Origin of the sequence: Steroidobacter sp. (assembly GCF_016790065.1) — a bacterium.
Taxonomy (GTDB): domain Bacteria; phylum Pseudomonadota; class Gammaproteobacteria; order Steroidobacterales; family Steroidobacteraceae; genus Steroidobacter.
In genome coordinates, this window is sequence record NZ_JAEUPY010000560.1 from 1 (window position 1) to 2,914 (window position 2,914).

General features: G+C 60.9%; 2 protein-coding genes. Both read right to left on the bottom strand.

All coding sequences use genetic code 11. From position 1 onward, the window contains the following. Positions 1-74 precede the first annotated feature (74 nt). Positions 75-1,397: an amidohydrolase family protein gene (locus JNL55_RS23025; RefSeq protein ID WP_293859544.1), complete on the bottom strand. Its 1,323-nt coding sequence runs from the start codon at positions 1,395-1,397 to the stop codon at positions 75-77. Positions 1,398-1,503: 106 nt separating this feature from the next. Beyond that, positions 1,504-2,914 (bottom strand): serine hydrolase domain-containing protein (locus tag JNL55_RS23030; protein WP_293859547.1); only part of this gene is annotated, 1,411 nt, incomplete at its 5' end.

Here is a 2,914-nt window from a genome sequence, read left to right on the forward strand (position 1 = left end):
TTGCGCAGGTGTAGTGACTGCGGCTGCTCTGGCAGGCTCTCTCGGCCATACTCTCAGGCTGGATAGCGCAACACTCAGGGCAGCGGAGGCTTGGAGGTTGCTTCAGTGCTCGCGGCATTCGCACGTGCCGGCAGCGACTGCACGTAACGACGCCCGTCTACCCACACCTCGTGGATCCGCGCCGCGGCCGAGCGCAGCAGATCCGCATCGGCGATCAAGAACTGCGCACGACGGCCCGGCTCCAGCGTACCCAACTGATCCTGCATGCCCAGCAACCGGGCCGGCACGGTGGTCAGTGCAGCCAGCGCGGTCTGTTCATCCAGTCCCCGCGCCACCGTCTCGCGTACCCGCCGCAGGAACTGCTCTGGCGGATCGGACAGCCCGGCGCTCGTGAACGCGAAGGTCACTCCGCTCTCGGCCAACACTCGTGCGTTGTACGGCGCCCACTGCCAGTGCTCCATGTCCGCAAGCGATACCTGCAGGGCGGCCTCATCATCCAGCACCGCAGGAACCTGCGGCCATACCAGCGGAACGATCACCGCACCGGCATCTGCCTTGAGCACCTGTGCGTAGCGGTATTCGTAGCCGTTGCCCAACGCAACCCAGCGCAGCTTGAACTGCTGCCCCAGACTGGCGATGCGTTCGAAGTCCAGCTGATCCGGAGCCTCGAAAAACATCGGCTGACCTGCATCGAGCACTTCGGCCAGCGCACTCAGTGCCGGCTGCGCAACCGGTGGAGAAAGAGACTGCCGCCCCTGCCGACGGTGCCAGGCCAGAACGTCCCGCTGCCACTGAGCGTCCAGCAGGCTCTGACGAATCACGGCGATCGAACCACGGATGCTCTGGGGATAGACGTCCTCCGCAGCAACTTGCGTATTGGGATGGGTCTCAAAGGAAGCTACTTGCGCCACAGCGCTCGCCACCAAGGACTGATCCCACCGCGATACGCCGGAGGTGTTCAGCAGCGCCGCACGACCCCGGAAGATCCCACTGCCGGGACGCAGCAGCACGCTGGTGATGCCGCTGTCGCGCAGTCCCTGTAGACGCTTTGCGCCGGGCCAAGCCACATCGCTGACTTCGCGCTGCGGCCGAACCAATGTGCTCACGGAGCCTACGAGTGGTGCCTGGGATGACGTCGAGTCTGGCTGGTCTGCCACGATCCCCTGCGCATCGATGAAGCCTGCGAACACCGTCGCGCCGGCAACATCCACAACCTGTGCATCGGCCGGTACGCGAACACGGCCACCGACGGCCGCAATCAATCCATCGCGCACCACCAGCGTGGCAGAGGGCAGCACCTGCCCAGGCCGAACAACCACGCGGGCATTCGTTAGTGCATACACGCCCGAGCGCTCCGCAGGCTCGGTCAGTGATGGCGTCATACTGGTCTGTGCCATCAAAGGCACACACCCCAGTATCGATACGACTATCGATACGACAATCGATACGACGGCCAAACCGAAAACTCTTGAGATCATCATGGGGTTTCCTAAAGAAATGCAGCTAGCGTCCAACCAGCTCTGGCAGCCGTCGCAACTCAACCCAATGCGTCAGCGCACCCCGTTCACGCCGACTGTTAGCGTCACGCTGAACCGTTGCCCCACCGTTGAGAACATCGCCACGCAGCTTCAAGGAGAAAGAAACACGCGTCCCTAGCCGATCCGCATCAGGCGTACCGAGACGGGCTTCGATGACCCCAGCAAACTGCCCATCGGTGAAAGTGGCATCATTCACTAGCAAGACGTGTTCGCCGCCCACGCTTGCATGCACATCACCGTCCTTCATGAAGCGCAACTCCAGCGGCACATTCTTCGCATAGGTTTCCAACACGCCCCGCCACACTCCCAGAAGATCAGGGGGCGCAGTAAATGGCTTCGGCTCTGGCCACTTGCCGGCGATCGGTTTGATCTGCGGCAACAGAATCTGAGCGATACGCTCTGCCGTGGAACGTGGCAATCTGGAATCCGAATTACTCAGCACCGCGATGGCGAGTTTCGATTCAGGGAAGAGTCGCAGGGTCGTTGCCACGCCTGGCATGCCACCGTTGTGACTCACGACTCGTACGCCGCTGCGGTCGTCAATGAAGAACCCCAATCCATAGCCATCGCCGTTGCCTCCGGCCGGCAGGCGCTGCATTTCGTCGATGGCGGCATCCGTCAGAATGGCTCGCTGATCGCGCTGGAGCGTCTTCAGATGCAAGAGACCGAAACGCACCAGGTCGTGCGCACTGGAGAAAACTGCAGAGGCACCGGGATGATCAAAATCATAGAAGGGAAGTGGCTGCCCCTCTGTGCTGTATCGCGTTGCCGTGTATTGCTCCAATCCGGCACCCACGCCCACCGACGTTCTCGTCAAGCCTAACGGAATGAACACTTCTCGACGCATGAACTCTGCGTAAGTCAGTCCCGAGACTCGCGCCATGATGTGATCCAGAACGCCATAGCCCAGGTTGGAGTAATTGAATTTTTCTCCGGGCGCTGTCACTAAATTTCCATAGCGCAGGATGGTTTCATCCATCGACGGCACCACAGCAGACTCATCGGCATAGAAGAACTGGTAGTGCAGTGGCAACCCGGAGGTATGATCAGCCAAGCGACGCACCGTCCCATCAAGCGCACTACCGACACGAGCGCGAAGCTTCGCGTTCCCCAGGTAGTCGTTCGCCGGAGCATCCAGTCTGACCTTTCGCGCCTGCACTAACGTCATCAACCCCGTAGCAGTGATGGGCTTGGAGATCGATGCCAGCGAGTACATCGTATGCTCGCTCGCAGGAATGCGTCTCTCACGATCCGCCCAACCGAAACCCTCCTCCCAGATAACCTTTCCGTCCTTGGCTACCGCTACCGCAATGGAGGGCACGGATCCCTCAATCAAACCGGCACGAATATGCTCACGAACATCATCAAAGGGGTCG